Source organism: Idiomarina sp. ST20R2A10 (assembly GCF_051842345.1).
Classification (GTDB): Bacteria; Pseudomonadota; Gammaproteobacteria; order Enterobacterales; family Alteromonadaceae; genus Idiomarina; species Idiomarina loihiensis.
Window position 1 is genome coordinate 33509 of record NZ_JBNIEY010000008.1, and the last position, 23838, is coordinate 57346.

Below are 23838 nucleotides of genomic sequence, written 5' to 3' on the forward strand. Positions count from 1 at the left end.
TTAGCTGATTCGTTCGAAAATCTTGTCGAGCTTTTCTTTCAACGTTACGGCTGTAAATGGTTTAACAATATAACCATTTACTCCAGCTTGAGCTGCCATAATGATCTGCTCTCGCTTGGCTTCCGCTGTTACCATTAACACAGGTAAATGAGCCAGGTTATCGTCCTTGCGAATTTCACGCAGCAAGTCGATTCCCTGCATACCCGGCATATTCCAGTCGGTTACGACAAAGTCGAAATCACCGTTCTGCAACATGGGCAATGCGGTATTACCGTCATCGGCTTCCTGTATATTGGTAAAGCCAAGATCACGAAGTAAGTTCTTAATGATTCGTCTCATTGTAGAGAAGTCGTCCACAACGAGAATTTTCATATTTTTATCCAAAGCACCCTCCACTGAGGCTCTCGATTACAACCAAAGTTTATTCAACCCAATTTTGCATTCGCGACTTCAGTCGCAACATTGCCTGACTGTGAATTTGACTGACTCGTGATTCACTCACGCTCAGCACTTCACCTATCTCTTTTAAATTCAATTCTTCGTCATAATACAACGAAAGCACCAAAGCTTCACGTTCTGGTAACGAAGATATTGTCGAAACCAGCGCTTTATGAAACGCCGCGTTCTCAACATCTCTTTGTGGCTCATAAGCTGAACCCGTTACCTGCTCTGGCATGATAGCATCTTCTGATACACCAAGATCTTCAATACCAACGATTCGTCCCGTGCTGACATCCCGCAAAATATGATGATATTCATCCATACCCATATTCAGCTTTGCGGCCACTTCCGTGTCTTTTGCATCGCGTCCGGTTTCATTTTCAACCTGACGAATGGCTTCCAGTACACGCCGATGATTACGATGAACCGAGCGCGGAGCCCAATCACCACGACGAATTTCGTCCAGCATCGCACCACGAATGCGAATGCCGGCAAAAGTTTCGAAACTGGCGCCTTTAGTGTTATCAAAGTTACGCGCAGCTTCTAATAAGCCAATCATGCCCGCCTGGATCAAATCATCCACTTGCACACTGGCTGGAAGTCTAGCCATCATATGGTGTGCAATACGCTTAACCAGCCCGGTATGCTGTTCAATAATGGCATTCCGGTTGTCAGCAGTGGCGGCATAAACGGCAGCTTTATTCATTGGCAACATCCCGCTTACTCTCGTTATCGGCAGAAGTTATCAATTGTTCAAGAAAAAATTCTAAATGCCCGCCGGCTTGAGCCGGAACAGGCCAGTCAATGGCTTTCTTAGCCAACGCTTTTATCGCTAAAGAGGCTGGTGATTTTGGATAAGCCAGTACCATAGGTTGTTGTTTTCTAACAGCTAAACGCAAGTTGTCATCAAAAGGTATAATCGCGGCAAGCTCTAAAGCAACGTCTAAAAACCGATCGGTTACTTTAGTCAATTTATTGAACAATACTTGTCCGTCGCGCAGATTTCTTACCATATTGGCAACCACCTTGAATTTAAACAGGCCTTGCTCCCGGCTCAATACTTTGATCAGTGCATAAGCATCAGTAATTGATGTGGGTTCATCACAAACCACTAATAAAACATCCTGTGACGCTCTGGCAAAGCTGACAACGGTATTACCAATACCCGCTGCGGTATCGACAATTAATACGTCATAGTTTCCCTGAAGCTGGCTGAAGGCTCTTATTAATCCAGCATGCTCAGATTCACTCAAGTCCACCATAGAACGCGTTCCCGATGTTGCCGGAACAATTTTAATTCCTGCCGGGCCTTCAATCAGAATATCTTCCAGCTCACACTGCCCACTCAACACATGAGAAAGGTTGCGCTCAACCCGCAGGCCTAACATAACATCGACGTTAGCCAGACCTAAGTCGGCATCCAGCACTAATACTCGTTTGCCCTGCTTTGCCATTGCGATAGCCATATTCAGCGACACGTTGGTTTTCCCAACGCCGCCTTTACCACCAGTTACCGCAATAACTTTTACTTTCGATTGTTTCATTCTTCGCAGACCGCTTGCTTGATCCATCGGGCGTATCTCTTTTCTGACTAGATTGATAACAGCTTCATATTATATTGGCTAATTCAGCGAGAAAACGCCTCATTCCAGTACGATTTTGGCACGTCTGACACTGAGGAACAAATGCTTTTATCAAGCAGCCGCTCAGCCTCGGCAACCATAAAGTTGGCATCCGCTACCCGAATGTCTTCAGGTACTTGCTGACCATTTGTTAAATAACCAACCGGTAAGCCATGTTCTATTGCTACGCTGATACTCTCACCTAAACTTAAGCATTCGTCCAGCTTAGTAAAAATGCAACCAGACAAAGGCAGTGCTTTAAATTGTTTAACCGCATCCATCAGCACCTGGCTTTGTGATGTTGCAGACAACACCAGGTAAGGACGAATCCGCAATCGTGAATTCTGAATAAGCTGGCTTAACTGTTCGTTCAAACGCTTGTCGCGTTGACCCATGCCTGCCGTATCAATCAAAATAAGACTTTTTTGACGTAGCGCAAGTAATGCATCTGCCAGTTCCTGTGCATTTTTTGCCACTTTGACCGGACACCCTATGATACGACCATAGGTTTGTAATTGTTCACTGGCACCAATACGAAAGGTGTCGGTGGTAATTAAAGCCACTTTATCGGCACCATGGCGTTGCGCATAACGAGCGGCTAACTTCGCAATGGTCGTGGTTTTACCGACACCGGTAGGGCCGACTAACGCAACCGCTCCACCGCGCGTCAAAATGTCGTCAGAGGTCGTATTCAGCTGACCTTCTAATAAATGCAGAGTCTGTTCCCAGGCTTCATCATCTGATCCGCCTTCAGGAATAAAACAGGCAATCTGGTCGGCAACTCGCTCGCTCAAGCCCATATCCATTAAGCGGTTCATCAGCATAGAGCGGGTTGGTTCTTCACGATCCATTTCTTGTTTCATCAAGCCGCTTAACTGGTGTTCCAGCAACTGACGAATTCCATTGACCTGAGAGCGAAGTTCAGCAATGGCCTGGGAGTCGTCTGCTGCCGGTGCGTTTACTTGTTCAGGAAAAATATCGTCGCTGAGTTGAGAAGCGTTAAATTCTTGTGGCTCGGCTTTCGGCTCTGGCCGTTGTGCCGGTTCAGTAGTCGCTTGCGCAGCAGTGGGCTGTGTGGGCTGTGCAACCTGTGCCTGACGTTGCAACAGCTCTTGCAAAGACTCAGCCGGCACTTCCGGTGTCTTTGACGCAGCCGGCTCATTTGGGGCCTGATCAGCCATTGGCTGTGCCTGTTGCGCATCGGGGTCAATGGCTGCAACCAGCTCAATACCACCGTTTACTTTCTTATTGGACAGGATAATCGCATCCGGACCTAAGGTTTCTTTAACCTGTTGCAATCCACGGCGCATATCTTCGGCAAAAAAGCGTTTAATCTTCACAAGCGACTCCCGTTACTCTTGTGTGGCGGTTTGTTCACCACCGTTTTGTTGTCCACCAATTGAGCTGACAATGCGAATTTGTTTATCATCCGGTACTTCCTGATAGGACAACACGCGCATACCATCGGTAGCGTGACGCGCAAAACGCGCCATGGTTGACCGTAAAAGCCCTGAGGTCAGCAGTACTGAAGGTTCCCCGTTCATTTCCTGCTGCTGATGCACTTCGCGTAATGACTGTTGCAGGCGTTCGGCCAAACCAGGTTCGATTCCGGCGCCTTGCTGATTTCCGTCATTACCAGCCATTTGCAGTGACTGATGCAACATCTGTTCCAACTCTGGTGCCAAAGTTATGACGGGCAATTCCGCCGCCCCTTCAGCAATGTCCTGAACAATTAACCGACGCAGTGAAATTCTGACTGCAGCCGTCAGTACTTCTGGGTCCTGGCTACGTCCTGCATACTCAACCAAAGTTTGTACAATAGTGCGCATATCCCGAATCGCGATGCCTTCGTCCAGTAAGTTCTGCAGTACTTTCACAAAGTTGCCCAGTGACAATAGATCCGGAATCAGCCCCTCAACCAGCTTAGGATGAGTACGCCCCAGACGATCCAGCAATTCTTGTGCTTCTTCGTGGCCCAGCAGCTGAGATGCATGGTTGGTTACAATCTGACTTAAGTGAGTAGCGACTACAGTTGCAGCGTCAACCACGGTATAACCCAGAGTTTGAGCGTGCTCGCGTTGCTCAGGACGGATCCAGACAGCATCCAGGCCAAAGGCCGGATCTTTTGTCTTCTCACCGTCCAGCTCACCGAATACCTGACCCGGGTTAATCGCCATCTCCCAGTCATGACGAATTTCAGCTTCACCCATGGTCACACCCATAAGAGTAATGCGGTAACTGTTGGGGCCTAAATCGAGGTTGTCCCGAATATGTACGGCCGGAACAAGAAAACCAAACTCTTGAGACTGCTTCTTACGTACACCTTTAATGCGTGACAGCAATTCACCGCCCTGCTGCTTATCCACCAAAGGAATTAAGCGATAACCAACTTCCAGACCTATAGTGTCAACGTGGCGTACGTCATCCCAGCTGAGCTCTTTTTGTTGCGCCTGCTGAACTTGCTGCTCCTGTTCTTTTTCAACCAGTTCGCCTTCTTCAGTCTTGGTTTTCTTAAGTTTAAAGTAAGCCGCGCCGGCTAACACCGCAGACATGCTTAAAAAGGCAAAATGCGGCATACCGGGAATAACCCCCATGGCAAACAATACCGCGCTGGTAATGACCAAAACCTTAGGGTTATCGAGCAATTGCAGAACAACTGCATCGCCCATGTCCTGGCTGTTATTTTCACGCGTAATGATAATGGCGGTCGCAACTGACAGTAACAATGACGGAATTTGTGCTACCAGGCCATCACCAATGGTTAACAGCGTATAAACTTCCACTGCCTCATTGAAGGTCAGACCGTACTGGATCATACCAATGAGCAGACCGCCGATAATGTTAATAAAGAGAATAAGGATACCGGCTATGGCATCCCCTTTTACGAACTTACTGGCACCATCCATGGAGCCGTAAAAGTCAGCCTCACGGGTTACATCGCTGCGTCGTGCTTTGGCTTCTTCCTGGTTAATTAGGCCCGCGTTAAGGTCAGCGTCAATGGCCATTTGTTTACCAGGCATAGCGTCAAGGGTGAAGCGAGCGGTTACTTCTGAAATACGGCCGGCGCCTTTAGTAATAACCACAAAGTTAATAATAACCAGAATGGCGAACACCACCAGGCCGACAGTGTAGTTACCACCTATGACCACGCTACCAAAAGCTTCAATAACAGAGCCTGCAGCACCTGGCCCGTTATGCCCTTCTAATAAAACAATACGCGTAGAGGCAACGTTAAGGCTTAAGCGTAGTACCGTAGCAATAAGCAAAACGGTAGGAAAAGCGGCGAAATCCAGCGGACGTTGGGTATAAACCGCCACCAGCATAACTACCAGTGACAAAGTAATTGAAAATGAAAAGAGAACATCCAGCACCACAGCCGGAATTGGCAAAACAATCATCGCCAGAATGGCCATAATGGCCAAGGGTGTTCCAAAACCTTTGATCAGATGCGCATTGTTCTGCGTGAAATTTCTAAAATTTACTAACTTTTCGGCACCGCCCGCCATACGTCTTCCTGTTGCGTCAAAAAGTTGAACCTGCGGTGTTTTATTCAAGAATCGAGCCAGCTTTCGTTTTATTCGGAGGTTATCTTACATTCGTTTCAGTTGGGGCTTACAGACAAAGCTTAAACAGCTTCTATACTCGTTGCTCTTCTTCAAAATAATGTGTTTTTATGCGCGGTTACTCTCTTATGGAATTGGTCGTGGCAATGGCTGTCAGTGCGGTGCTTGGTGCTTCTGCCCTGCCAATATTTACTCAGCAGACAGAGTCTTTGTTGCTTCAAAAAGAGGCTGGCCGCTGGCTGTCTTATTTGCAGCTGGTAAAAGCCAGGTCCATAGCAAATAAGGAATCTATCGAAGTTGACTTAGTTACATTTAGCCGTGACTCGCAAACCTCAGGTATTCAAACCGAATACACTTACAGTTCTTCCGCGTCGCTTACTTTTTATGGAGAGTCATCTGCCGCGACACCCGGACATATCAAACTAATAGGTAAAAGCCGACAGATAAAAGTCATCATCAGCAGTGTCGCTCGTATTCGTTTGTGCTTAAGTGAAGGTGACTCACTTCCGGGAATCCCCCCATGTTAATAGTTTCTGAGCGCGGCAGTAGTTTAGTAGAAGTTCTTATAGCTTCGGCTATTGGCGCGATAGTTGTTCTGGCAGCACAGCAGCAAATGCAATGGCAAACAGGAGTGCAACACCGTAAGCTAATGCAGGTCAATTTACTATTAAGTGCTCAGTCAGTCGCAAATCAGTTTTTTGAAACCTTAAAAAATACCGCCGCAACGCAAATTTCAAACCCTCAGAGCAATTGCTATTTGTTTCCTCAGCAAAATGGAGGCTCGCCCGGCTTCAGGGTCAGGAATGAACAGCTACAGCATAACTCAATGACTCTCGATTGCGCCGGGTATGGCTGGCAATCCCTAACCGATAAGTCTCAATTCAAAGTCACGCAATTTACTGCTGACTCTTACGCTCCGGAATCTGGTAGTGGGCTATCAAAACTCGTTGTAACTTTTACCGTTACTCACAATGCTCAGGCACATGTTTTCAAACGAACAATCACTCCTCTGGTTAACTAAATGGAGCTTACTATGAACGCGAAAGGATTCGCTCTGATACTCACCTTAGTAACACTTATAAGTTTGAGCTCGGCCAGTTTAGCTGCACTGCTTTTCTACGCGCAAATGACAGAGGCTCAGCAACATCATCAATGGCTACAACTTTCTCAACAACTTCAGCAAGATTTCGAAGCAGAGCGCAGGGCTTATGAACTGTCACAAGAATAAAGGCTTTTCTCTGGTTGAAGTGTTGGTCGGAGCTGCACTAGTAGCTCTTTGGTCCGTCAGTAGCCTGCGGCTTTTACAGGTTGGATTATCGGCGATTGACCATGCCCACACAAAAGCGAAGGCTGTGGAGGTTTTGATGACTTATTTAAGTGAGGCTCAACAAACGTGGACTCAAGGCAATAATCCAAAACTATCAAAGGAAACAGGGCAGCTTCATTTAACAGCAGAGTTAACCCCTATAGATCAGTTCAACGCGACCATCGAGGTAACCGTTTACTGGGGAAATGATAACGAGCTCGCCCAGACATTCTGGCTTTCCCGATAACCAGTTTAACCTACCGGGTGCGGCCTTAGCTCTGGTGGAATTGAAAAGGTAATATTCTCTTCGCGCCCGCTTAGTTCTACTGCGGTTTTACCGCCCCATTCCTGTAGCTTAGCAATCACTTCTTTGACCAGAACTTCAGGTGCAGAAGCGCCAGCGGTGACTGCGACCTTCTCATGCCCCTCTAACCAGGCTTTATCAATACAGCTGGCGTCATCAATTAGGTATGCCGGGGTTCCCATTTTCTCGGAAAGCTCGCGTAAGCGGTTTGAGTTTGAGCTGTTGCGCGCGCCCACCACCAACATGACATCAGCGTCGCTGGCTAATTCGCGTACCGCATCCTGACGGTTTTGAGTGGCATAGCATATATCGTCTTTGCGTGGCCCGTTTATCTCTGGGAACTTTTGACGCAAGGCATCTATTACGTCGGCCGTGTCATCAACCGATAAGGTGGTCTGGCTCATGTAATGCAGGTTACCGGGATCTTTCACTTCCAGCTTGGCAACATCTTCCGGCGACTCCACCAAATAAATGCCACCCTCAGAATTATTATATTGGCCCATAGTCCCTTCAACCTCAGGGTGTCCTGCGTGACCAATTAAAATGCATTCATGCCCTTTACGGCTAGCACGGGTAACTTCCATATGGACTTTCGTCACTAATGGACAGGTAGCATCAAATACTCGTAAACCGCGGTCCTTAGCTTCCTGCCGGACCGCTTGAGAAACGCCATGGGCGCTGAAAATCACAATTTGATCGTCCGGTACTTCATGCAACTCTTCAACAAAGACCGCACCGGCTTCGCGCAGTTTACTGACAACGTATTTGTTGTGAACCACTTCGTGACGCACGTAAATTGGCGGCTCAAATATCTCTAAAGCCCGCTCAACAATAGTTATAGCGCGATCAACTCCGGCACAAAAACCCCGAGGGTTCGCTAACAAAATTTGCATCAGTTCCTCCTGCGTTCAGCCCGGTTTATTAACCAATCATGGCTCAACGCTAATAATCTCTACTTCAAAAATCACCGTTTGTCCGGCCAACGGGTGATTAAAATCGATGGTGACTGTTGGACCTTCAACTTTACGAACAATTCCCGGTAAATCGGTACCATCCGGTTGCGTAAAAGCCAAAATGGCTCCAACTTCCGGTTTGGTTTCATCGTTAAATTTTGCCGAATCAACATAATAATAGTTGTCCGGGTTCGGTTCACCAAAGGCGTCTTTAGGCTCTAACGTGAACTCACGTTCCGCCCCTTCGCGCAGCCCCACCAGGCACGCTTCAAAGTTTTCGGTCAGATTACCATCGCCCATTCGAAATCTGGCAGGTTTACCTGACATTTTTGTGCTGTCTGCAACCGAGCCATCGGTCAGCTTAATGGTGAAGTGCATAACCACTTCCCGTCCGTGCTCTATAGGTAAACGACTCAAATGAAACTCCTTACTACCCTTGACCGTTCTCGACTTTGTCCCGACGGTTATCAAAAAAAGCTTCCAACAACATGAGTGCGGCACCAATAGTGATAGCCATATCGGCTACGTTAAAGGCAGGCCAATGCCAGCCCTGATAATGAACATCAAAAAAGTCGATGACATAACCATACATTAAACGGTCAGCTACGTTGCCAATAGCCCCAGCCATAATCAGAGAAAAGGCTAAATTTTGGCGCCATAAACCCACCGGGTTGCGGCGCATCCAAATCAGTAGCACTATACTAATAGCAATGGCAATGGCCGTGAAGAACCATCGTTGCCAACCACCGCCGTCGCTTAAAAAGCTAAAGGCAGCGCCGAAATTGTGCACATAAGTTAAGTTGAATAGCCCATCAATTAAAACTCGGCTTTCATAAAGCTCAAACTCACCCGCCACCCAAATTTTAGTCATTTGATCAATAACCACCAGCAACAACGTCAGCCACAAAAAACGCAGCCCAGTCGCACGGTTAGTCTGGTTAGAAAAATCAGGCAAAACGACGCTCCTCACCTTCACCTTCAATATTGGTTACGCAGCGCTGGCATAAATCGGAGTGGTTCTCTAAAGTTCCCACCTCTTCGCGATGATGCCAGCAACGCTCGCACTTCTTATATTCAGATTTTGTCACACTAACGGCCAAAGCCATTTTCTCCGCTTTAACGGCGTCAGCAGGTGCGTCATTAATAGATGCCACTTGCGCTTCCGATGTCAGCAGTGCAAAGCGTAACTCTTCGCCTAAACGATTCAGGGCTGTCGCCAGTTTATCATCAGCGTACAAGGTTACTTCTGCCTGTAACGAACCTCCGATAACATCATCGCGGCGTGACTGCTCCAGCGCCTGGTTAACGACATCACGAATTTCCAATAACTGCATCCAGAACTCGTTCTCAGCGTCTTTAACACCAGAAAATTCATCAAAGCCCTGATACCAGCTTTCAGTAAAGACATACTGGCTGCGTTCGTTCGGTAACAAGTCCCAAATTTCCTGAGCGGTAAAGCTGCAAATTGGAGCCATCCAGCGCACTAACGCCTCGGCAATATGATACAGCGCCGTCTGACATGAACGCCGCGCTAAACCTTCAGATTTCGCGGTGTACTGTCGGTCTTTAATAATATCCAGGTAAAAGCTGCCCAGTTCAATGGAACAGAAATGCATGAGTTTTTGCACCACACTGTGGAACTGGTAGTTATTGTAGGCTTCCAGCAACTCTTGTTGTAAATCCGCCGCACGCCCGACAATCCAGCGATCCAGTTCAACCATATCTTCTTTGGCAACCAAATCCTGTTTAGGGTCAAAACCGCTTAAGTTCGCCAGCAAAAAGCGCGAGGTATTACGAATACGACGATACGCATCCGCTGAACGCTTGAGGATTTCATCAGAAACCGTCATTTCGCCAGAGTAGTCTGCTGACGCGACCCATAAACGCAGAATGTCTCCGCCCAGCTTATTCATCACGTCCTGCGGAGCTACCACGTTACCAATAGACTTCGACATCTTTCGGCCCTGAGCATCCACAGTAAAACCATGGGTTAATACCTGGTGATACGGCGCTTCGTCATACATGGCGACACCGGTCACTAACGAGCTCTGGAACCAGCCGCGATGCTGATCTGAACCTTCCAGATACAAATCGGCAGGCCAGCGCAAGCCGTCGAACTCACGCAATACGCAATGGTGCGTAACACCAGAGTCAAACCAAACGTCTAAAGTGTCAGTGACTTTGCGATATTTGTCAGCTTCGTCGCCCAACAAAGTTTCCGGCTCTAAGTCGAACCAGGCTTGCACGCCGTCTTTTTCAATTAGTTGAGCTACTTTTTCCATCAGCTCAAGAGTGTCCGGGTGCAGCTCTTCCGTTTCACGGTTTACGAAAATGGCAATAGGGTTACCCCAAGTGCGCTGACGTGAAATACACCAGTCAGGGCGCCCTTCAACCATAGACTCAATACGACTTTGTCCCCACTCAGGGAACCAGTCGACTTTTTTAATTTGCTCTAAAGCTCCTGCGCGCAAACCTTTCTTGTCCATGCTAATAAACCACTGCGGCGTCGCACGGAAAATAATGGGCGTTTTATGGCGCCAGCAATGCGGGTACGAGTGACGGTAGCTCTCGGCATGCATCAAGTTGCCCACTTCGCGTAACTTATCAACAATAGGTTCGTTCGCTTTAAATACATGCTGTCCGGCGAAAAGCGGCGTGTCGTCTTTGTAGACACCGTTGTCACCTACCGGGTTGTAAACTTCAATGCCGTATTTCTGACCCACTAAGAAGTCATCAACACCATGACCCGGTGCCGTATGCACACAACCGGTACCGCTCTCGGTAGTCACGTGATCCCCCAAAATAACCGGAACCTGCAGTTCAAACAACGGATGCTGTAATTGCAGACCTTCTAAGTCTCTGCCTTTACAGAAACCCAGCTTGTGGTAATGCGCAATGTTCCAGCGCTCCATGCAATCGGTCACCAAGTCATCGGCTAAAATCACACGTTCTGCGGGCTGGTCGTCGCTGGCTTCAACCTGCACTAAGGTATATTCAAGCCCGTCGGCCAGAGTCACCGCACGGTTAGCCGGAATGGTCCACGGTGTGGTGGTCCAGATAACCATGCTGACATTGCCTTCACCCACATGCCCTTCCGGCGTGCTGAAGCGCTCAACCGTTTCAGCCGTAGCCGCAACCGGCATACGCACATCAATAGCCGGCGAGTTTTTATCTTGGTATTCTACTTCCGCTTCCGCCAGCGCGGAGCCACAGTCTGTACACCAGTGCACCGGCTTGAAGCCCTGGTGCAAATGGCCTTTATCAATAATTCTTGCCAGAGCACGAACACTGTCGGCTTCCTGCTTAAAGTTCATAGTCAGGTAGGGGTTATCCCAGTCGCCAAGCACGCCCAGACGTTTAAAGTCGGTACGTTGCTGGTCAATTTGGGTCATTGCGTATTCGCGGCACTTCTCGCGGAATTCGGCCAGATTCAATTTTTTACCCGGCTTGCCGTGTTTCTTCTCTACCTGCAGTTCAATTGGCAGACCATGACAGTCCCAGCCCGGTACGTAAGGCGCATCGAAGTCGCTTAAGGTTTTAGCCTTAACAATAACGTCCTTTAAAATTTTATTTACGGCGTGACCAATGTGAATTTGCCCATTCGCGTACGGAGGGCCGTCGTGCAGAATAAATTTTGGCTTGCCCGCTTTAGCTTTACGAATTTGACCGTACAGGTCAGTTTCATACCACTGCTCCAGCATCTTTGGCTCGCGCTGAGCCAGGTTACCGCGCATTGGAAATGCTGTTTCTGGCAAGTTTAAGGTGTGTTTGTAATCACTCATGGGTCACTGTTTCCATTTCCGCATAGTTACTGACTCCGGCACGCTAATGCTTCACGTGCGCGGGCGGCATCTTTTTCAATTTGTTCTTGTAAGTGCTGTAACGACGCAAAACGTTGCTCGTTACGCAATTTGGCCACCGGTGTGACCGTCATCTGCTGACCGTACAGATTGCCTGAAAACTCAAACAAATGCACCTCCAGCTGTACTTCGTCACCATTTAATGTTGGCCGGGTTCCCAGGTTGGCAACGCCGGAATGTATTTCTTCGTCTTTACCAAACTGAGCTGTTACTGCAAACACCCCATGTAACGGGCTTTTTAAACGTTTTAACGGCACATTTGCGGTAGGAAAACCAATAGTCCGGCCATTTTTGCGTCCGTGTACGACTTTTCCGCATATTCGATAAGGTCGCCCGAGCATTTGTTCCGCCAGATCAAAGTCGCCTTGCTCTAATGCCTGGCGTATGGCAGTACTGCTTACGCGCTGTTGCTGTTGGCGATAACTGCGGGTATCGACCACCTCAAACCCCAGTTCTTTACCGGCCTTTTGCAGCAACTCGAAGTCACCTTCTCGCTTGTAGCCAAAACGAAAGTCATCGCCCACGACCAAAAACTTAACGCCCAACTTACCCACCAGAGTCTGTTCAATAAACTCGCGGGCTGGCTGGCTGGCAAACTTCTTATTAAATTCAATAACAATATGCCGGTCGACATTTTGTGCCTGTAACGCGAGGTATTTCTCACGCCAGTTGGTTAACCGTGCAGGCGCTTTTTCAGGCTGGAAAAGCTCTTGCGGTTGCGGCTCAAAGGTCATAACCGCGGAAGGCACACCCAACTGCTGAGCTTTTTCTCGAACCTGACTAAGCACCGCCTGATGCCCCAGGTGAACACCATCGAAGTTACCTATGGTCAATACGCAACCACAATGTTCAGCTCTGAGATTATGAGTACCGCGAATCAGTTCCATGCCCGCACAATCTTAATGTTTTCCGGAAAAGACGCGATTATAACTGATACCGAGGCGATAATCAGTACTCGCGCGCACGGAAATGTCTCGGTCTCATGCCAGTGATAACCAACACGCCAATATAAATGGCAGCGCCGAATCCTATCACCTGAGCCAAAAGCCAGGGCCGCTCAACCAACGAGCTGGTACGCCAAGCGTCAATGTCCGGGCTTAACCACAGCACACCCGCTATCATCGCAGTTGTTGCGAGAAGTACCTGTAGAATAAAACGCCCGGTGCCGGGTTGTTTCTTCAGAACCCCTTCTCGCCATAAAGTAACACCCAATAACCCGGCGTTAATAGCCGCAGACGCCGCCGTTGCCAGTGCCAACCCGACATAGCTGAATGGAATAGCCAAAGCAATGTTAAATACCATATTGGCTGCCATAGCAATAATGCCGTACTTAACCGGGCGCTTAGTGTCCTGGCGGGAGTAAAAGCCCGTTGCCAGAACTTTTACCATCATAAAACTTAGCAACCCGGTGGAATAGGCCATAAGACTGTACGATGCCATACGCGCATCGTCCGGGCTGAAGGCGCCGTGCATAAACAACACCATAAGCATCGGCTCTGCTAATACAAAAAGCCCCGCCATGGCCGGTACACCCAGTAATAGCACCATGCGAATACCCCAATCCAGCGTAGCACTAAAGTTTTCAGTCGATTTATCCACATGACGTGATGAAAGCGCGGGCAAAATAACCGTAGCAATGGCAATGCCAAACAGGCCCAGCGGAAACTCCAGCAATCGGTCGGAGTAGTACAGCCAACTTATGGAACCGGTCATTAAAAAGCTGGCAATGAGGGTATCCAGCAGTAAGTTGATTTGGCTAACCGACACACCAAAAATAGCCGGCAGCATTAGTTTGCGAATTTTGGTAACGCCCGGGTCTTTCCAGCCCCACAGTGGTTTAACTAATAACCCCGCTTTTTTCAGAAACGGTAGCTGAAATAACAGCTGGATAAAACCACCGAAAAAGACGCCCCAGGCCAGTGCATATTCCGGTTGCTCAAGCTGCGGAGCCAACCAGATAGCCGCCGCAATAACGGCGACATTCAAAAATACCGGTGTAAAAGCGGCTACGGCAAACTTGCCCAGCGTATTGAGTATAGCTCCGGCCATAGCGGCAAAACTGATAAACCATAAATAAGGAAAAGTAATGCGGAGTAAGTCGCTGGCAAGGACAAACTTTTGTCCCTGCGGGCCGTCATTCCACCAGTCTAAAAACCACCCCATACCAAAAAGCGCAGCCACAACCGGGGAAGCTACCACACCGAAAATGGTGACCACCGTCACAATGGTGCCTAAGGTGCCCGAGACCCGGGCAATAAGTAATTGCTGATCGGGCAGTTCTTTGCCCTGCTTGTACTCCGTGAGCACCGGCACAAAAGCCTGGGCAAAAGCGCCCTCAGCAAATAGCCGACGTAAAAAGTTGGGAATTTTATTAGCAAAAAAGAACACATCTGCCGCAGCGCCGGCTCCCATCAGGTTAGCAATGACCACATCGCGCACTAAACCCAATACGCGCGAGATCAGGGTCATCGCGCTGACGATAAAACCTGAGCGGAGTAAAGCTTTTGACACGAGAGATCCTTTCGGCTGACAGCTAAGTTTCTGTTTTTGATTGTAACTGAGACCAATGACGGATGCTATTTTATCAAAACGTCAGTTAAAGCACTGAGTTTTTCCCTTTTCACTGTTGACTTTTACAGCAGAAAAGGCATAATCTGCGGCCTTTATAAGAGAAGCGTTCTGTTAATGAATTTAGGAGTTCACCTTGGCTAACATTAAGTCTGCTAAAAAGCGTGCGATCCAGGCCGAGAAAAATCGCCGCCACAATGCAAGCCGTCGTTCAATGATGCGTACTTACCTTAAACGTGTAAACGCAGCTATTGAGACAAAAGACAAAGAAGCAGCAAACACTGCAATGAAAGACGTAGCTCCAATGCTGGATCGCTACGCGACTAAAGGTCTTATCAGCAAAAACAAAGCGGCACGCCATAAGAGCCGTTTGAATGCTAAGATCAAAGCACTGTAAGAAGAATTACTCACCTGGGCTTAGGCGCAGGGAACGAAAAAACCGGCTCATATGCCGGTTTTTTTATATCTGTAATAACAGTAAAGTTGCGCTATTTAGCTTAATTTTACTTCGTGTAAGCCTTAACGCCCTTTTTACTTTTGGTGATTTTGCTCATAGCTGCTCGGGCTTTTTCCTGTTCAGCTTCCAGTGTTGGCTGAATGTCCGTAAGGTATTTATCTGCTTCAGCAACGACAGTTACCCACTGCTCGGATTTTTGCCAATTGTCAGGAAGATGGTTGAGGCTTTTAATCAGTTCAGCCAGCGTTACATTAGCAGATTCAAATTCTGAATCTGCTATCTCTTGCTTCAGCTGGTCGCTTAGCTCTGTTAACTTTTCAGGCTGCATCATCTCTTTCGCACTTACGCGCCTGAAGCCTGTTGCATCTGGCTCATAGCAACATCACGTTGCTCCATGGGTATTTGATCCCAGGCACCTTTTATATCAATCATTAACCGTGCTACTTCATCAATAATCTCAATATCCAGTTCAATCGATGCGTCAGCAATACGCGTGCTCATATACATATAAAGCTCACGTAAATTACCGGCAGCATCAGAGCCTGCGGTGTCATCCAGGCTATAGCGCAAAGAGTCGACAATAGCCTGAGCCTTACTTAGATAATGACTTTTCTTTTCCAAGTCTTTTCGCTGAATAGCACCTTTGGCGTAATTCAGATTCTCTAACACACCCGCCATCAACATCTGTACCAGTTGATAAGGGTCTGCCCCTGCTACGCGAGTTTGCAGAGAACCTTTAGTGTAGCCTTTCAATTTGGCATTCATACGATATTACCTCTAATTAATCATTGTCTCTAGTGAAGCCTGGAAGGTTAGCAAGTTGAGCACTCACCGAGTTTCCGCGGCTTTGTAACTGGCCTACTAAAGAATCCAGTGCCTGATATTTCGCGCGCAACGTTTCTTCCATGGATTCCATACGAAGCTTGAGATCTTCACGGCTTTCAGCTACGCGATCCAGGCTTTGGTTAATAGTATCCTTGCGCAGTTCTAACGAACCACCACCACCAACGTAACCATCTAAAAAGCTATCCATACGGGAAGCCAAACCATTTTCACCGCCAAATACAGACTCTAAAGCTGCCGGATTGTTTTTCAACACTTCGCTAAAGCTCGTGACTGGATTTTCCGCTTCTAGCTTTCCTTCTTTATCCAGACCAAAACCCAAATCAAACAACGTTTGGCCTCCCTCGCCAAATGTTGAGGTCAACACATTGTTTAACTGGCCCTTTAAATTACGAACCGTTGCATCGCCCTGAAGCATGCTATTCTCGCCACCAATCTCATTTAAAGAGGCAACAGCACCGTTATAAGCTTTAACAAACGCATCAATTGATTTTTTAACGCCATCTTCGTCACGTGCAATAGAAAGTTTAGCCGTTTCTGCATCTTCGCTTTCTTTAACCGCGGTTATGGTTGAGCCCTGAATAACATCTTCAAATATATTGGTATCGTTTTTTGCCTGTATACCATCAATTTCAATAATCGCATCCGTTGCTTTATCTGCTGCAGCGATACTCATACCGCCGGCGCCACCGCCATTAGCCTGCGTAGAAATCGCATCGAACTCAGCGTTATCATTCGTAACAGTTAAGTCGTTGCCTTCGCCACTCACATTTGAGCGAAAAATCAATTTAGCTTCGGTTCCGGTATTAATAATATCAGCCGTTACACCAAAGTTATCCTGAGAAGAATTGACAGCCTTACGAATATCTTCCAGGCTTGAACCTGCTTCTATATTAAGCGTGAAGCTTTCGTCACCAGCACCAAAAGTCAATGAGCCTGCGTTGGTGTTTACTTCATCTTCCGAATTTGCAAACGCGCCATCCGCAGATACTGCTCGGCTTCCCTTTGCTAACTGAGTCACAGAAATATCAAAATTACCTACACCGGCATCTTCTGTACTCTCAACGGTTATAACATCGCCTGACTCAGGTTGTTTAACGGAAGCTTTCATGGCGCTGAATAATTCGCCACTCGACAATTTCTCTGCGGCTTCCTGAAGCTTTGATAATACCGATTTCATTTCACCAACTGCAGACAATTCTACCTGCAACCGTCCTTCTTGTTGGTCAAGCCGGTTTTGTTTTGGAACTCGTTCTGCGTTAAGTGTCGCACTAACGATACCTTCCAGGTCTAAACCTGAACGAGCACCTAATGATGAAACTAATGGCATATCGTCACCTCTTTAAATTTCGTTATCGAACAATAATCCTGCCCGACTTTCTTGGTTATCGGCCATATCTTCTATAGCTTTAGCTAACTTAACCGCAAGCTCGGAAGGTATTTGCCGAATTTTCTCACCGCTTTCGGTGTCCATAACCTCGACAACCGGCGGATCGCCTTTTTCGTCAAAGACAAACTGCAGACTGGTGTTACGAATCGTCGGAGATTTATTTATCTCTGCAACCATCTCTCCAACATTCGGTTCTTCCGACTGCGGGTTTAACTGAGCTTTATCTGTACGTTCAGCTACCTTGTCCTGTACCTCACTGACGGCATCGATCACATCTTGCTTTTGAGGCTGTTGTGTCTGAACCGATCCTTTCCCTGTTGAGAGGAGGCTGAAATCGCGGGTATCCATTGATATATCCGCCATAATAATCACCTGTTCCCTATCAAAACATCAATTAAGTTGTTAACGGACCATGAAAACATCTGTCCTTGTATGTTATCGGTATAGACTACTATAAACTTTAGTTTTTATTTGAAGTTTTTTTAACCAATACTTTTTTCGGGCAAAAATTTTCTTTCACGCATAAAAAAACGGAGCCGAAGCTCCGTTTTTATACACTATTGAGTTAACTCGGGGATTAGCCCAGTAACTGCAGTGCTGCCTGTGGACGCTGGTTTGCCTGCGCCAGGATAGTCTGTGATGCCTGCTGTAGAATCTGAGCCTGAGTCAGTTTAGCTGTTTCAGCAGCAAAGTCCGCGTCTTTGATTCGAGACTTCGCGCCTTCCAGGTTTTCAGCAATGTTCGATTGGTTACGAATCGTTGACTGGAAACGGTTCTGAACCGCACCTAAATCTGCACGTTGCGCATCAATCTGAGCAATCGCCGCATCAATCGTACCTAAAGCGTCTTGAGAGCCGTCATAAGTACTGATGTCGATTTGGCCAACTTGACTTAAAGTTGAAGCACTAGCACCAAATATCTCAGCTTCATCAGCTGTTCCATCGTTAGTGATAGAAAACGCGTCACGTGACTCTAGTTGTAACTCAGCATCTACAACTACACTTGTGTTAGTACCATCGACCGCAACTCCAGCGCCAGTAGCTCCAGCTAAAGTAACTGTGTTACCGGCTACGCCACCCGTAATTTGAACACCGTTAACATCTTCGGCATTGATGGTTAACTCACCATTGTCAACGGTTGCGTCAATACCGGCTTTACCCAGATCTTCTGACAACTTAGTCAGTGAGCCGTTGTATTTAGCCAGATCAAAGCTCTCATCACCAATGCTTAATGTACCAACGTCGGTGCTCTGGAAGTTAGTGATTTTAGCTTCAACTTCTGTCGAAGCAGTAACACCTGTGCCTGCACCATTAACTTTACTAACAATATCCATTGCTTTGTCAGTAGCAGTTACGCCGATAACTGCGTTACCGTCTGGGCCACCTAAAGTGATATCACCGGCAGTCAAACCCACGGTGAAGTCAGCTTGAGCTGCTGCTGTTTGTGTTCCCAAAGTAGTACCCGCACCAGTAACTTTGTTGTTACCGATAGCGTTTGACGCAACGTCACGAAGGCTAACAGAGATAGTTTCGTTTGCATTCGCGCCTACTTGGTATTTTTCAGTACCGAAGCTACCGTCAAGCAAGTTTTTACCACCAAAGCTGGTTGTTTCTGCAATACGAGTTAACTCTTGTTGCAGGTTACCAATTTCTTTTTGCAGTGCGCCGCGGTCAACATCAGAGTTAGAACCGTTAGCTGACTGAATAGACAGTGTACGCATACGTTGCAGGATAGTCGTTGACTCATCCAGTGCACCTTCTGCAGTTTGCGCCATAGAGATAGCGTCGTTTGCGTTACGGTTACCCTGGTTCAAGCCGTTAACTTGTGAGCTCAAACGGTTTGAAATCTGTAAGCCCGCAGCATCATCTGCAGCGCTGTTGATACGGAAGCCTGACGACAAACGTTGAAATGCTTGGTCAAGCGAGTTACCTGAGCTGATCAGCTGACGCTGTGCGTTCAATGAGCTGACGTTAGTGTTTACATATAAAGGCATAATAATGCTCCTCAGTTTCTGGCCTAAGCTTGGATTCAATCGTTGTTGCCAAGCTGGAGGAAGTGTTCGGCTTCGTGTTTCGCCTGGTTAAAGTTTCCTCTCACAAAGGGTATCGGCCGGGGTTTGGGGAGCTTTAGGATTTTTTTGAAAAATTTTGAATTTTTTATGTGGGCTAGATATTTGTTGTGTAGCCTGACATGAATGTCAGGCTACACAACATTGGTCAGATATAATCGAACAGGCTCAAGCGGCTGATACGAGTAAACACCTGTTGAGCGGCTGAGTAGATCGTTTCATTTTTCACTAAGTCGGTCATCGCTTCGGAGTAATCTACGTCAGAAATATCCGACCGCGCCTTTTTATTCACTATTTCGATATCAGCGTTACTGAGTTTAGCATTGTCCATAACATTCAAACGTGCGCCCACCGATGCTTGCGTATCGGTCAGGTCACCAATGACTGTATTAAAGTCATCAAGGGCAAAGGCTATTTCGCTTTCATGGAAACCTTTACTTTCAGGCCCTGACTCTTCCAGAACGTCGGCTAAATCACCCAACTGAGTCAATAAATTACGGGAAACCGGCTCGCCTATACTGTAACTAAAAGAGTCTCCGGCTGCTGGCATATTATCTTTATCCAGCTCCAGACTCATACCGTTATATTCAACTTTACCATCAGTAATCGTTCCCGCTACCACTGGATTCACACCGTCATCAATCTCATAGGTATCCGGACCCGTAAAATTAACAGTAAAGTTCGTGGGATCACCGGCTGCAATACGCGCTTCAGTATCGGCAATTAACGTATTACGATCGGTTACCTCTACTTTTTCAATATAGTCATTGCCACCTGTCAGTTCAAAATCGACTCGCTTAGACACATTTGAAAACGCCTTATTCCCTGGGTCATTAGCTGGCAGATAAAGGGTTGGAGACAATTGAATAGTGCGCTGCCCCTGGTCACCAACATATTGGTACGACTGCGTCGCATCATCAAACTCCATCGGCTTGGTTCGGTTCTGGTAACCCGCAAAAATATATTCACCCGATTCATCCTGCGCATTAGTTAAGTCGAAAATTGAGCTCTCAATATCGCGCAATTCAGCAGCTATGGCTTTTCGGTTCGTCTGGTCGTAGCTACCATTACCCGCTTGTACCGCCAGCGTACGGGCTTTCTGAATAGCATCCGTAATGCTGTTTAATACACTTTCTTCACGGCGCAAATTGTTTTCCAAAGTTACGGAGTTACGTTCAAACTGTTCGTTCTGACCAATTTTTTCATTCAGCGCCAACACTTGCGAGTTACCAATAGGGTCGTCTGCAGGACTTAATATCTTAGTCTGCTTAGTCAGCATCAGTTGAATTCTATCTAGCTGACTTTGTGAGGTTTGTAAGCTGTCCAGACCGCGCTGAAAAAATAAATTTGTACTTAATCGCATAGTAATTACCTCAAGGACGTCAGCAACGTCTCAAAAATAGCCTGTGACGTTGTAATGATTCGGGCAGACGCAGTATAAGCTTGCTGATACTGAATAAGATTAGCCGCTTCTTCTTCTAAATTCACACCCGCTTGCGATTCATAAAGCGCCTCAGTTTGTGACCTAATTGCTTCGGCTGAATCACGCAACACTCGATTTTGGCTGACTCGACTTCCCACATCCGATACCAAACGACCGTAACTTTCATTGAAAGTCATAGTGGGCTCGGCTTCTTCACCACCAGAACGACGAACCAGCTGCTGACGCTGCAAGTCGGCCATAGACTGCCCGTTGCTGTTGTCATCAAAGCCGTTGGTGTTGTACTCAATGATGTACTCATCACCTACCGCTGGCTCGCCATTAATATCGACTTCATAGTCAGGGTCGGCTAAACCGGCTTGACTTAAAATACCGTTAAGATCGGTCGTTCCAGTAACAGTACCTATACTATTACCATCTTTATCGAAAACTTCCAGGTCATAAGCATTACCTGTCTGGCCGGTTATTTCTATACGAGCCGGAGCACTGCCAAGTAAGGTGTTATTAGCGGTATCGTAATAATCGTCCGGGGTGTTAATTGAGTTAATTTCAATACTCGCAGCACCTTGATTATCCAGCCCGTCTTTCACCCGAATAGGGTTAGCCAGAGCAATGTCTTCGGGTCTTCTTATTGCCAGGCTAATTTCAGACGCCGCACCTTCAGCCGGCTTTGCCAGGAACTGGTCGCCAGCGTTCGCAGCCCCGGAAAGATCTAAAGAAACTCCCAGCTCAACAATATCCACTGTGCCGGGCGATGCCTGAGTGACAGTAATCGTATCGGCACCACTGACGACGGTGCCGTCGCTGTTCACCGGAACTATTTCATATTCGTCCGGGTTACCTGTTTTGGTAATACGTAAATTTTCTGACGGAAAAGATTTGCTGTTTCCTTCCAACACGCTGACGCTAATTTCGCCAGTACCGCCATTATCAGAATAAGGCAGCGCTTGTGACTCCGTTTTAGCTAGATCAAAAATTTTACTGCCTAACTGATTATCCAGGTCCATGCCTTTCTGGTTTTGAGTATTCATTGAGTCGGCAATACGAATTGCCAACTGCCCCAAACGTTTTTGGGTGGGCATTAACACTTCATCGCGATATTCCAGATAACCACCGACAGAGCCACCGACTTCATCGGTTGGCACGTAAAACTCACTGATACTGCCGCCGCTGTGCTCTTTTCTTAGCACCATCTCTAAGCGTTCAGTATCTGGGTTACTTTTCACTGCAACGGCATTAAAGCGACCATCTTCTAAAACCAGTGGCTGTCCATTTTTTAAATTAACAGCAATAGCACCGTTCTTTTGCTCAACCGTGCTGAACTGCACTAACTCGGCAAGCTCTCGCAATTGCTCGTCACGCTTGTTCAACAGGGCGTTGATATTGCCATTAGCGGAGTTTTCGCCACCTGACGACTGAATTTTCGAGTTTAGCTCGGCTAAGTTTTCTGATATCGAGTTAATACGGTCAGTCGATAGCTTTAGTCTGTCGTTGATAATGCTTTTTTGATCATTTAGATAGCTGGAAAAGTCATTAAACTTAGTTACCATAGCGTCAGCTTCGGCAAGAACTAACTGCCGGGCAGTAACTGAGCCAGGGTCATTATTTGCGTCCTGTAAAGTGTTAAAAAAGCTCTCTACAGAAGATGCTACGTTAGTGGTACTGTCACCCAGTAAGGTGTCCAGCTGCTCAGCCTGTTGAAGGTTAGCTTCGTAGTAACTGACCCTGGAGATATCGGTGCGTAACTGGCGATTAGCAAACTGATCAATCATCCGCTCCACGCGCACACGCTCAAGTCCACCGTATGAAGACTCGAAGTATTCAGTGCGCTCGCGAACATAACTGTCCGTGTTCGTATTATTAATGTTTTTACCGGTGGTTTGCAGGCTTTGCTGATGCGCTAATATGCCGTTCTTACCGATATTTAATAAGTCAAAACTCATTAATGACTCTCCAGTTACTCTGTGACCGTTATCGGCACCTAGCAAATATTATTTAGTATAGGCGGCAATTTTTTGCCGCCTGCGGCACCACTAAATTTCTTTATCTACAAAAGCCGGGTTGTTTAACACCGACTGAATCTTCTGTGCATATTGAGGGTCGGTTGCGTAACCCGCACTTTGTAAAGCCTCCGCATACTGAGCCGGATCATCAGCTACTTGTAGGGCCTGCTGGTAACGCGGATGCTCCTTTATAAAGTCAACGTAGTCCTGCAAGCTCTGTTCCACATTAGCGTATGAACGAAACGCTGCGCGCTCTTTGCGGGCGACTTCACCATCGAACTCCAGGGTGCTGACATGAGACTTGTCACCGTCCCAGCGCGTATCCGCTTTAATGTTGAACAGGTTGTTACTGGAACCGCCGTGACGCCCTGGTACCAAACGCTTGCCCCAGCCGGTTTCCAGTGCCGCCTGTGCCATCAGAACATCCGGATTTAAACCGGCTTCTTTGGCGATTTTCTCGGCATGAGGCTTTAGCGCAGCAATAAAGCTTTGCGGGGAATTAAAAGTCGCATCGCCATCGCTCAGCTTGGCGGTATTCACTCGCTGATTCCCGTAATACAGACCCGCATCAATGCCGCCCTGGTCACTGACTTTCTGCGAGGCGCTGTTCATGTCGGCGCGGTTTTTCATGCGCGGGTCGTCGAGGTTCGCGCCATTGCGATTCATTGACGCCGGAACATAACTGTCGTCACCGCCTAACTGCTTTACCATCAACTCAGCCAAGCCCAGGGTTCCCTGGCTGGACAGTTCTGAAGTCAGCTGCTGGTCATACATATCGCGGTACATATTGGTGTAACGACTGTCCAATAAATTGTCTTTCTCAAACACCGCATTGGCCTTACGCATACTGCCCATGACCATGTTCAGAAATATGGCTTCAAACTGCTGCGCGGCTTCCATCAGCGCTTCTTTATCACCTGGTTTAAACGCACGCTGACGCAGCCCGTCCAGGCTGTGCGTATCCATAGCGTGTTGCGCTTGTTTTAGATGAGAATCTGAAACCGTCATAATATTAACTG

At 47.3% G+C, this 23838-nt stretch carries 24 protein-coding genes and 1 pseudogene; 5 read left to right on the forward strand and 20 right to left on the reverse strand.

Annotated elements, in window-relative coordinates:
- Genes cheY through flhA form a run of 5 tightly spaced genes read right to left on the reverse strand, consistent with a single transcriptional unit; the run spans nucleotide 1 to nucleotide 5569 of the window.
- Nucleotides 1-384 carry a chemotaxis response regulator CheY gene (gene cheY / locus ACP7H9_RS11170; RefSeq protein WP_016341317.1) on the reverse strand — a complete coding sequence of 128 codons (384 nt, stop codon included), beginning with the start codon at nucleotides 382-384 and terminating at the stop codon, nucleotides 1-3.
- A 37-nt stretch (nucleotides 385-421) separates the two neighbouring features.
- Nucleotides 422-1147 (reverse strand): RNA polymerase sigma factor FliA, encoded by a 726-nt coding sequence (locus tag ACP7H9_RS11175; protein ID WP_114981605.1) that lies wholly within the window; start codon nucleotides 1145-1147, stop codon nucleotides 422-424.
- Complete coding sequence (locus ACP7H9_RS11180) at nucleotides 1140-2012, reverse strand: MinD/ParA family protein (protein ID WP_011234369.1); 873 nt, start codon at nucleotides 2010-2012, stop codon at nucleotides 1140-1142. The genes ACP7H9_RS11175 and ACP7H9_RS11180 overlap by 8 nt, the downstream gene beginning before the upstream one ends.
- Before the next feature lie 56 nt (nucleotides 2013-2068).
- Entirely contained in the window at nucleotides 2069-3403 is a 1335-nt protein-coding gene (gene flhF / locus ACP7H9_RS11185; RefSeq protein WP_114981606.1) for a flagellar biosynthesis protein FlhF, read from the reverse strand.
- Nucleotides 3404-3415: 12 nt separating this feature from the next.
- Nucleotides 3416-5569, reverse strand: a complete 2154-nt coding sequence (gene flhA / locus ACP7H9_RS11190) for a flagellar biosynthesis protein FlhA (RefSeq protein ID WP_011234371.1) — start codon at nucleotides 5567-5569, stop codon at nucleotides 3416-3418.
- A 167-nt stretch (nucleotides 5570-5736) separates the two neighbouring features.
- On the opposite strand from flhA, the gene ACP7H9_RS11195 reads away from it, so the two are divergent.
- From ACP7H9_RS11195 to ACP7H9_RS11210, 4 genes are read left to right on the forward strand one after another with little or no spacing between them, the layout of a single operon-like run.
- Nucleotides 5737-6153: a prepilin-type N-terminal cleavage/methylation domain-containing protein gene (locus ACP7H9_RS11195; RefSeq protein WP_286823477.1), complete on the forward strand. Its 417-nt coding sequence runs from the start codon at nucleotides 5737-5739 to the stop codon at nucleotides 6151-6153.
- Complete coding sequence (locus tag ACP7H9_RS11200; protein ID WP_114981607.1) at nucleotides 6147-6647, forward strand: prepilin-type N-terminal cleavage/methylation domain-containing protein; 501 nt, start codon at nucleotides 6147-6149, stop codon at nucleotides 6645-6647. Before ACP7H9_RS11195 ends, ACP7H9_RS11200 begins: the two co-directional genes overlap by 7 nt.
- A 12-nt stretch (nucleotides 6648-6659) precedes the next feature.
- Nucleotides 6660-6854, forward strand: a complete 195-nt coding sequence (locus ACP7H9_RS11205) for a hypothetical protein (RefSeq protein WP_034819768.1) — start codon at nucleotides 6660-6662, stop codon at nucleotides 6852-6854.
- Nucleotides 6835-7179, forward strand: a complete 345-nt coding sequence (locus ACP7H9_RS11210) for a PulJ/GspJ family protein (RefSeq protein WP_034819765.1) — start codon at nucleotides 6835-6837, stop codon at nucleotides 7177-7179. The genes ACP7H9_RS11205 and ACP7H9_RS11210 overlap by 20 nt, the downstream gene beginning before the upstream one ends.
- 5 nt (nucleotides 7180-7184) lie before the next feature.
- On the opposite strand, the gene ispH is transcribed toward ACP7H9_RS11210, so the two are convergent.
- The 6 genes from ispH to murJ all read right to left on the reverse strand — a co-directional run bounded on the left by ispH (nucleotide 7185) and on the right by murJ (nucleotide 14560).
- Nucleotides 7185-8129, reverse strand: a complete 945-nt coding sequence (gene ispH, locus ACP7H9_RS11215) for a 4-hydroxy-3-methylbut-2-enyl diphosphate reductase (RefSeq protein ID WP_114981608.1) — start codon at nucleotides 8127-8129, stop codon at nucleotides 7185-7187.
- 36 nt (nucleotides 8130-8165) lie between these two features.
- The gene (gene fkpB, locus ACP7H9_RS11220; protein WP_011234377.1) at nucleotides 8166-8606 is read right to left on the reverse strand and encodes an FKBP-type peptidyl-prolyl cis-trans isomerase; all 441 of its coding nucleotides are present in this window, start codon (nucleotides 8604-8606) and stop codon (nucleotides 8166-8168) included.
- A 13-nt stretch (nucleotides 8607-8619) separates the two neighbouring features.
- Nucleotides 8620-9144 carry a signal peptidase II gene (gene lspA / locus ACP7H9_RS11225; protein WP_114981609.1) on the reverse strand — a complete coding sequence of 175 codons (525 nt, stop codon included), beginning with the start codon at nucleotides 9142-9144 and terminating at the stop codon, nucleotides 8620-8622.
- Complete coding sequence (ileS, locus tag ACP7H9_RS11230) at nucleotides 9137-11971, reverse strand: isoleucine--tRNA ligase (RefSeq protein WP_114981610.1); 2835 nt, start codon at nucleotides 11969-11971, stop codon at nucleotides 9137-9139. The genes lspA and ileS overlap by 8 nt, the downstream gene beginning before the upstream one ends.
- Nucleotides 11972-11997: 26 nt before the next feature.
- The gene (gene ribF / locus ACP7H9_RS11235; protein ID WP_114981611.1) at nucleotides 11998-12936 is read right to left on the reverse strand and encodes a bifunctional riboflavin kinase/FAD synthetase; all 939 of its coding nucleotides are present in this window, start codon (nucleotides 12934-12936) and stop codon (nucleotides 11998-12000) included.
- 61 nt (nucleotides 12937-12997) lie between these two features.
- A complete protein-coding gene (murJ, locus tag ACP7H9_RS11240) occupies nucleotides 12998-14560 on the reverse strand; it encodes a murein biosynthesis integral membrane protein MurJ (RefSeq protein WP_114981612.1) in 1563 nt (520 codons plus the stop codon).
- A gap of 193 nt (nucleotides 14561-14753) precedes the next feature.
- Here murJ and rpsT point away from each other — a divergent pair, with 193 nt between their 5' ends.
- Nucleotides 14754-15014, forward strand: coding sequence for a 30S ribosomal protein S20 (gene rpsT / locus ACP7H9_RS11245; protein WP_011234382.1), 261 nt, complete (start codon nucleotides 14754-14756; stop codon nucleotides 15012-15014).
- Between the two features lie 106 nt (nucleotides 15015-15120).
- Here rpsT and ACP7H9_RS11250 read toward each other — a convergent pair whose 3' ends face one another.
- From ACP7H9_RS11250 to flgJ, 9 genes and pseudogenes are all read right to left on the reverse strand, one after another.
- A complete protein-coding gene (locus tag ACP7H9_RS11250; RefSeq protein WP_011234383.1) occupies nucleotides 15121-15405 on the reverse strand; it encodes a hypothetical protein in 285 nt (94 codons plus the stop codon).
- A gap of 11 nt (nucleotides 15406-15416) precedes the next feature.
- Nucleotides 15417-15839, reverse strand: a complete 423-nt coding sequence (fliS, locus tag ACP7H9_RS11255) for a flagellar export chaperone FliS (RefSeq protein WP_011234384.1) — start codon at nucleotides 15837-15839, stop codon at nucleotides 15417-15419.
- A gap of 16 nt (nucleotides 15840-15855) precedes the next feature.
- The gene (gene fliD, locus ACP7H9_RS11260) at nucleotides 15856-17247 is read right to left on the reverse strand and encodes a flagellar filament capping protein FliD (RefSeq protein WP_114981613.1); all 1392 of its coding nucleotides are present in this window, start codon (nucleotides 17245-17247) and stop codon (nucleotides 15856-15858) included.
- A gap of 12 nt (nucleotides 17248-17259) precedes the next feature.
- Nucleotides 17260-17670: a flagellar protein FlaG gene (locus ACP7H9_RS11265; protein ID WP_011234386.1), complete on the reverse strand. Its 411-nt coding sequence runs from the start codon at nucleotides 17668-17670 to the stop codon at nucleotides 17260-17262.
- A 214-nt stretch (nucleotides 17671-17884) separates the two neighbouring features.
- Nucleotides 17885-18640, reverse strand: coding sequence for a flagellin (locus tag ACP7H9_RS11270; protein ID WP_272940784.1), 756 nt, complete (start codon nucleotides 18638-18640; stop codon nucleotides 17885-17887).
- 249 nt (nucleotides 18641-18889) lie between these two features.
- Nucleotides 18890-19300: pseudogene (locus tag ACP7H9_RS11275) on the reverse strand (flagellin N-terminal helical domain-containing protein); the annotation flags it as partial.
- A gap of 223 nt (nucleotides 19301-19523) precedes the next feature.
- Nucleotides 19524-20738, reverse strand: a complete 1215-nt coding sequence (flgL, locus tag ACP7H9_RS11280) for a flagellar hook-associated protein FlgL (RefSeq protein WP_011234388.1) — start codon at nucleotides 20736-20738, stop codon at nucleotides 19524-19526.
- A gap of 5 nt (nucleotides 20739-20743) precedes the next feature.
- Nucleotides 20744-22759, reverse strand: a complete 2016-nt coding sequence (gene flgK, locus ACP7H9_RS11285) for a flagellar hook-associated protein FlgK (RefSeq protein ID WP_011234389.1) — start codon at nucleotides 22757-22759, stop codon at nucleotides 20744-20746.
- Between the two features lie 90 nt (nucleotides 22760-22849).
- Nucleotides 22850-23827 (reverse strand): flagellar assembly peptidoglycan hydrolase FlgJ, encoded by a 978-nt coding sequence (gene flgJ / locus ACP7H9_RS11290; RefSeq protein WP_011234390.1) that lies wholly within the window; start codon nucleotides 23825-23827, stop codon nucleotides 22850-22852.
- Nucleotides 23828-23838: the final 11 nt, after the last annotated feature.

What these genes read in the sequence shown, in the direction of transcription:
- ACP7H9_RS11205 (WP_034819768.1), top strand. Translation starts at nt 6,660, where the DNA reads ATGAACGCGAAAGGATTCGCTCTGATACTCACCTTAGTAACACTTATA.
- ACP7H9_RS11195 (WP_286823477.1), top strand. Translation starts at nt 5,737, where the DNA reads ATGCGCGGTTACTCTCTTATGGAATTGGTCGTGGCAATGGCTGTCAGT.
- flgJ (WP_011234390.1), bottom strand. Translation starts at nt 23,827, where the DNA reads ATGACGGTTTCAGATTCTCATCTAAAACAAGCGCAACACGCTATGGAT.
- ACP7H9_RS11250 (WP_011234383.1), bottom strand. Translation starts at nt 15,405, where the DNA reads ATGATGCAGCCTGAAAAGTTAACAGAGCTAAGCGACCAGCTGAAGCAA.
- fliD (WP_114981613.1), bottom strand. Translation starts at nt 17,247, where the DNA reads ATGCCATTAGTTTCATCATTAGGTGCTCGTTCAGGTTTAGACCTGGAA.
- ACP7H9_RS11180 (WP_011234369.1), bottom strand. Translation starts at nt 2,012, where the DNA reads ATGGATCAAGCAAGCGGTCTGCGAAGAATGAAACAATCGAAAGTAAAA.
- ribF (WP_114981611.1), bottom strand. Translation starts at nt 12,936, where the DNA reads ATGGAACTGATTCGCGGTACTCATAATCTCAGAGCTGAACATTGTGGT.
- ACP7H9_RS11175 (WP_114981605.1), bottom strand. Translation starts at nt 1,147, where the DNA reads ATGAATAAAGCTGCCGTTTATGCCGCCACTGCTGACAACCGGAATGCC.
- flgK (WP_011234389.1), bottom strand. Translation starts at nt 22,759, where the DNA reads ATGAGTTTTGACTTATTAAATATCGGTAAGAACGGCATATTAGCGCAT.
- ACP7H9_RS11265 (WP_011234386.1), bottom strand. Translation starts at nt 17,670, where the DNA reads ATGGCGGATATATCAATGGATACCCGCGATTTCAGCCTCCTCTCAACA.
- ispH (WP_114981608.1), bottom strand. Translation starts at nt 8,129, where the DNA reads ATGCAAATTTTGTTAGCGAACCCTCGGGGTTTTTGTGCCGGAGTTGAT.
- ACP7H9_RS11210 (WP_034819765.1), top strand. Translation starts at nt 6,835, where the DNA reads ATGAACTGTCACAAGAATAAAGGCTTTTCTCTGGTTGAAGTGTTGGTC.
- flgL (WP_011234388.1), bottom strand. Translation starts at nt 20,738, where the DNA reads ATGCGATTAAGTACAAATTTATTTTTTCAGCGCGGTCTGGACAGCTTA.
- ACP7H9_RS11200 (WP_114981607.1), top strand. Translation starts at nt 6,147, where the DNA reads ATGTTAATAGTTTCTGAGCGCGGCAGTAGTTTAGTAGAAGTTCTTATA.
- fliS (WP_011234384.1), bottom strand. Translation starts at nt 15,839, where the DNA reads ATGAATGCCAAATTGAAAGGCTACACTAAAGGTTCTCTGCAAACTCGC.
- ileS (WP_114981610.1), bottom strand. Translation starts at nt 11,971, where the DNA reads ATGAGTGATTACAAACACACCTTAAACTTGCCAGAAACAGCATTTCCA.
- ACP7H9_RS11270 (WP_272940784.1), bottom strand. Translation starts at nt 18,640, where the DNA reads ATGGATATTGTTAGTAAAGTTAATGGTGCAGGCACAGGTGTTACTGCT.
- flhA (WP_011234371.1), bottom strand. Translation starts at nt 5,569, where the DNA reads ATGGCGGGCGGTGCCGAAAAGTTAGTAAATTTTAGAAATTTCACGCAG.